The following is a 6293-nucleotide window of genomic DNA, read 5'->3' as shown; positions in this document are numbered from 1 at the left end:
CTCGCCCAGCAGCACGATGTCGTGACCGGCGATCAGGGCGCGTTCCAGCTGCGGCAACACCGTTTCGTCGAACCCGAGGATCCCGGGCCAGATGTCTTGCATATCTCGGTTGTCGGCCAGCGCGGTCAGCAGGTTCTCCCGGATCTCTTGTTTGACTTCCCGCTCGCGGTGGCCGGCAGCACGCAGCTCGCCGACGGTTTTGGGAAGATCATGCGAATCCTTTAACGGGGTCACCCGCTCCACGCTACTTACTCGACGCCTACTCCGCTCAGCAGCGACAACAGCAGCGGTATCTGCTGAGCCTCCAGGTCGGGTTGCGGCAGCACCGCGCGCACCAGAGCGGCACCGTCGAAGGTGGTCGTCATCAAAGCCACCACGGCCGGAAAGATGTCGCTCGGGAAGACGTCCGCGCCGGGCAGGGCCTTCGCCGTGTCGTAGATCTTCGCGCTGTACTCGGCGAGAACGTCCTGCAGGGTGGTCCGCAGCTTCTCGTCGGTGCGGGCCGCAACCATCAGTTCGTACATCACGGCGGCGGTCTCATTGCGGGTGATGTCCCGCAGAATGGTCAGCACCTCCTCCAGAGGCGGCTTGCCCTCGGGGATTTCGGTGACTCGTTTGGTGAACAGCTCCAGCTGGCGGCGCAGCGCCTCGCGGGCGGTGGCCGCCATGAAATCGCACATGGTGACGAAATGGCGGAACAGCGCGCCATCGGAGACCCCTGCGTGCCGGGCGATGGTCTTCGCCGACGCCCGCGCGTACCCGACCTCGGTGATGGTGGCGATGCTGACGTCGAGCAGCCGGGCGATGGTGGCCTCCCGGCGTTGCCGCTGGGTCCGGGCCATCTCACGCCCGTTGCAGCTCACGGGTGGTGGCCCGCAGGAACCGGCCCGATTTGGCGGTGGTGCCGTAACCGTCCCGGAAAGCGCCACTGCGGTACACGATGGCGCCGCCCACGCCCGTCGCCACCACGGCCGCGTCGTTGCGGTTGACCATCCGGCGCAGCCCCCCGTAGAACGGGACTTCCTCTTCGTGGTAGCTGTCCACCGAGTCGTCGAGGCCGGCCGGATCGATCACCACGAAATCCGCGCGGTCACGTGGGCGCAACCTGCCCGCGTCCAGGCCGAACCACTCGGCGACCTCGGCGGTGAGCCGATACACCGCGCGTTCGACGGTCAGGAACGGATGCCCCGCCCGCTCGGCGTCGAGCACGCGCTTGAGCAGCCGCAGCCCGAAGTTGTAGAAGGCCATGTTGCGCAGGTGCGCGCCGGCGTCGGAGAACCCCAGGTGAATACTCGGCTCGGCAGCCAGCTTGTCAAGCTGGCGGGGCCGATGGTTGGCGATGACGGTAGTCCACCTGACATTGCGCTCGCCGTTGTCAACCAGCACATCCAGGAAGGCGTCCAGCGGGTGCAGCCCACGTTCGTCAGCGATCTGCCCGAAGCTCTTGCCGATCAAATCTGGGTCTGGACACTCGACAATCACCGCATCATGAAAATCGCGGTGCCACAACGTCGGCCCGAGCTTCCTGCGGTCGAACTCACGCCGGAAACGACGACGGTAGGCGGTATCGGCGAGTAGTTCGTTGCGCTGCAGTTGATCACGCAGATGCAGCGCGGCGGTGCCTGCGCCGAACTCCTCAAAGACCGGCAAATCGATACCGTCGGAGTACAACTCGAACGGAACCGGCAAGTGCTGAAACCGCACTTGTGAGCCCAGCACGGCGTTGAGCAGCCGGGTACCGAAGCCGAAGACCCGCACAGCTCCGGGCGCCGACTTGGCGTCCGCCGACACCAACAGGCTCATCCGCACGCCCCGGCGGAGACCGAAAATCCGGCTGCTGGATAGGAAGAACAGCAGCCCCTCGATGGCGTTGGCGACGTCGGGCGCGCTCTGCAGGATCCGGCCACGCCGGCGCAGCACGCTGATCAGCTTGCGACGCTCACGCCAGCTGGCGAACGTCGACGGTAGCGCCCGGGACCGGTACCGGTCGCCGTCGAGTCTGTCGATCGCCGCGTCCATCCCGGACATGCCCAGCAATCCCGCGTCGAGTGCTTGGTCGAGCATCCTCGCCATCCGGTCCAGTTCGGCATCCGTCGGCCGGGTGGCGTCGTCGGTGGCGCGGTCCAGCCCCAGCACTGCGGTCCGCAGATCCGAATGCCCTAGCAGCGAACTGACATTCGGACCCAGCGGCAGCTCATCCAGCGCGCGCACATAGTCTGCGGGGCCCGACCAGGTCTTGTTGGTCTGCAACGCGCCCAGGACGAACTTGCGGGGCACCGCTTCGACCCTGCTGAACAGGTCGGCGGCATCCTCGGTGTCGGCGTAGACCGTCGAGAGCGAACAGTTGCCCAGCAGCACCGTGGTGACCCCGTGCCGCACCGATTCGCGCAGCCCCGGGTCAAGGAGCACCTCGGCGTCGTAGTGGGTGTGCACGTCCAGAAAGCCTGGGACGACCCACTTGCCGGTGGCGTCGATCACGTCGGGGCAGCCGGTCTCGTCCAAACGGTCGGCGGACACCGCCGCGATGACACCGTCGCTGATGCCCAGCGTGCGGATCTGCGGGGCGCTGCCAGTGCCGTCGAACCACGATCCGTTGCGGATGATCACGTCGTAGGGCATCGCCAAGATAGTAAGTGGCTACAATCTAAATGTCAACGCCGGGCCGACGTCGCGGCCAGGCTCTTCTACTCCGCTCCTGCGGCACCGGCTGCGGCGGTGCTCACCGTGACGTTGACGGTGGTTGCGCCGCTGTTCGACGCAATCACCAGCTGGGGAGCGTCGGGGGCCGACACAGCGTGCCCGCCGGTGACGCTCACCTGATAGCCGTTCGGGTACTCAACAGCCGGCACTGCGATGGTGGTCGTCGCACCGGCTGCGAAGTGTCCTGAGCCATCAGCCATCTCGGTGGAGTAGCTGAAACTGAAGGTGTCGGTGCTGGAGTCGAACGACCAGGAATTCGGGGTGCCGGCAACCACCTGCGGGGAAGGCTCGGCGATTATCGCCAGCTTGGCGGTATCGACATTGTCGCCGACCGGCGGCTTGCTGGGGTCGATAACCAGCTCCTGGGTGTTCGGATTTATCGCGGTCGGGTTGTCACCGGTGAAGGCGAACTCCATCGCGCTGAGGCGATCCTGGCCGATGAGCTGTTCACTATCGGCGATTGCGGGGAGGTCGTTGCTGCGACCGAACACACCGAACTCGGTCAGAACTGCCGGGATGCTGTGCGACTCCGCGTACATCTCGGCATTCTCCGCGATCGCGGCTAGATTCGCCGGGCACAGCGCGTTCAGGCCGTCGATGCCCAACTGGGCTGTCAAGCAGTAGTCGTGAAACGACAAGACGGTGTGGGGTTGGTCAACCGTGCCCAGGTGGGTGGGTACGCCGAGGTTGGCGAGCAGGTTTTGTTGGAAGAAGATCGGTGTGGCCGGGTCGACGGCCCTAATCGCCGATGCCACCTGGTTGTAGAAGGGAGTCAGGTCATGGGTGTCGAAGACCGGGCTGCCGAAGAGAGTCTGCGGCCATAATGAGCCTGGCCACGGTTCGTTGAGGATCCCGAAGCCGATTATGTCAGGGTCGCCTTTGAAGTAGTTGGCAACGTATTCATACATCTGCGCAAAACTGTTCTCTAGTCCAACCCCGGTCGGTGCGTTGGCGTTGGACCAGAACGCATCCCAAGCGTGATTCATAGCGGGATTGCCGTAATAGTCTGCCGTGAAACCCAGGTCGGGGTTGGGCAAACCGCCAGCCTGCACTGCCCATGCGGGTGCACCTTGACCCCCGAATACGCTGCTGTAGTCTCCTTGGTTCATGTCGAGCAGTGTGACGATGCCGTGCTTGGCCAGGATGTCCACGGTTTGTTGGATCGAGGCCAGGTAGGTGTCGTTGAACACGCCGGGCTCGGGCTCGACGGCGGACCATTCGACGTTCAGGCGCACGGCGTTGAAGCCGTTGGCGGCCAAAAACGCTGCATCGTCATTGCCGAATCCGGTAGTGGCCGGCTCGTACGGCGGAATGTTGTCGATCTCGTTAATCCCGCGGAGCACGACCACCTTTCCGGCGCCGTTGGTTAGCCAGCCGCCAGTGGTTTCGACAACCGGCGCGTCGGAAACGGGACTCGAAGTGTCCCCGGCCAGCGTGCCAGGGTGACCGACCGCGCCGTGGGTGCCGAGCAAGCCGACGGTGCCGCCAGCCCCGCCGAGTGCCGGTAGACCAGACGCACTGTCTCCGTCGCCGTTGCCGCCATCACCACCGTTGCCCATCAACCATCCACCGGCTCCGCCGTCTCCACCAGCTGCGCCGGCACCACCGTTGCCTCCCATACCGCCGTTGCCGACCAGCCCGGCAGCGCCACCGGCGCCGCCGGGGGTATCGGCCTCGGTGCTATTCCAGCCCGCTCCGCCATCACCGAACAGCCACCCACCGGCACCGCCATCGGGGTGTCCCTGCGTCCCGGGAGCGCCATTTCCGATCACGGTTGTCCCGAAGGCCGTGTTGATGGTTTTGTCGATCTGCTGACCGAAGTCGCTGTTAATCCAGGCCTGCTCGGAAGTGTGAATCGAGGTGTAAAGGTCCTCCTGGATGCCAGCCAGGACGCCATCCCAATGGCCGGGAGCAAAAAAGGCATCCCAAGCACTGGGGGTCAACAACGCAGCCCACTCCGGGCTGTTGGTCGCCGCGTCCATAAACGGCGAAAGAACATGGTCGATAACGTCGTCGACCACATCGGCCCGCACTGGCGCTGCAACGGCCAGCAGCGCTGGCCCGAACGCCAAAACCGCTCCCACAGAAGCGCCGAGACCAACGATCCCACCGCGCCTGCGCACCCGGATCACACACACGTGACGGTCCTTGAGCCGGGCCATTTTTACTCCGATCCTTTCCCACCGGCTGTGGCGGCGCCCACGGCGACGTTGACTGGCTTTAACTTTGGCAGACGGACTAAACCGCTATCGGCACATGGTGTTTGGTGAACTGCAGCGCCTCGTCGTCGACTCTGCCGTGTCGGATCAGCCGGACGTCCAGCAGGTAGTTCTGCTTGAGCCGCCACGGCGTGCGGGATCCAGCCCTGGGCAGGTAGTCCAGCGACCGCAGCACGTAGCCGGGAGTGAAGTCCATCAGCGGCCGGTCCTCGATGTCGTCGCCGGGTTGTCCCGGCACCACGGCGTCGAACCCGTGGTAGTCCATGTAGTTGAGGACCCGGCAGACGAACTCCGACACCAGATCCGCTTTGAGCGTCCAGGACGCGTTGGTGTAGCCGACGGTGAACGCCATGTTCGGCAGCCCGGTCAGCATCATCCCCTTGTAGGCCATGGTGTCGTGCAGATTCACCGGCACGCCGTTGCGGCTGATCGCCGCCCCGCCGAACAGCTGCAGATTCAATCCGGTGGCGGTGACGATGATGTCGGCCGTCAATTCTTCGCCGGAGGCCAGCCGGACGCCGGTCTTGGTGAAGCGGTCGATGGTGGCGGTGACCACGTCCGCCTGGCCGTGCCGGATGGCGCGGAAGAGGTCTCCGTCGGGTGCCAGACACACCCGCTCGTCCCACACGTTGTAGCGGGGACCGAAGTGTTTCTGCACGTCGTAGCCGTTGGGCAGCTGGCGCTCGGCTACGCTCATCATCGTCTTGCGCATGAACTTCGGGAAGCGTCGGGCCAGTTGGTACTGGGCCACCTGGAACAGGATGGCCTTCCACCGGTTGAGGCCGTAGGCAACCCGGTCCGGCAGCAACTTGTTGATCCGCGCCGCAAGCGGGTCGACCGCGGGCAGCGAACCGATGTATGTGGGTGAGCGCTGCAGCATGGTGACGTGACCTGCGCCCGAATCGGTAAGCGCCGGGATCAGCGTGACGGCGGTGGCGCCGCTGCCGATCACGACGATCTTCTTGCCCTGATAATCGAGGTTCTCCGGCCAGTGCTGCGGGTGGACGATGGGGCCGGCGAAGTGCTGCGAGCCGGCGAACTCCGGGGAGTAGCCTTCGTCGTAGTTGTAGTAGCCGCTGCAGGCGACCAGGAACGAGCAGGAGATCTCGCTCTGCTTGCCATCGTGCTCGACGGTCAGGATCCAGACGTTGTCAGCATCGGACCAGTCGGCGGCGACCACCGTTTGGCCGTAACGGATGTGGGTGTCAATGCCGTACTCGGCAACGGTCTCATGCAGGTATGTCTTGATGTCCGGACCGTCGGCGATCCCCTTGGCCGACGTCCACGGCTTGAACCGGAACCCCAGGGTGAACATGTCGGAGTCCGAGCGAATCCCGGGGTAGCGGAACAGGTCCCAGGTGCCGCCCAAGTCGT

The 6293-nt window shown here is 64.9% G+C and carries 4 protein-coding genes and 1 pseudogene; all 5 read right to left on the bottom strand.

Annotation, left to right across the window (positions count from 1 at the left end):
- Positions 1 to 234: pseudogene (locus tag AC2VON_RS04030) on the bottom strand (magnesium chelatase); the annotation flags it as partial.
- Between the two features lie 14 nt (positions 235 to 248).
- A complete protein-coding gene (locus AC2VON_RS04025) occupies positions 249 to 842 on the bottom strand; it encodes a TetR family transcriptional regulator (RefSeq protein ID WP_486951783.1) in 594 nt (197 codons plus the stop codon).
- Position 843: 1 nt separating this feature from the next.
- On the bottom strand, positions 844 to 2619 hold the full coding sequence (locus AC2VON_RS04020) for an N-acyl-D-amino-acid deacylase family protein (RefSeq protein ID WP_486951782.1): 1776 nt from the start codon (positions 2617 to 2619) through the stop codon (positions 844 to 846).
- A 65-nt stretch (positions 2620 to 2684) separates the two neighbouring features.
- Positions 2685 to 4772, bottom strand: a complete 2088-nt coding sequence (locus tag AC2VON_RS04015) for a cellulase family glycosylhydrolase (RefSeq protein WP_486951781.1) — start codon at positions 4770 to 4772, stop codon at positions 2685 to 2687.
- A gap of 166 nt (positions 4773 to 4938) precedes the next feature.
- On the bottom strand, positions 4939 to 6293 hold a 1355-nt coding region (locus AC2VON_RS04010; protein ID WP_486951780.1), incomplete at its 5' end, for a flavin-containing monooxygenase.

It is taken from the genome of Mycobacterium sp. TH-M82, assembly GCF_057473605.1.
Note: the sequence above shows the minus strand (reverse complement) of the source record. Positions and strands in the feature narration are given on the sequence as shown.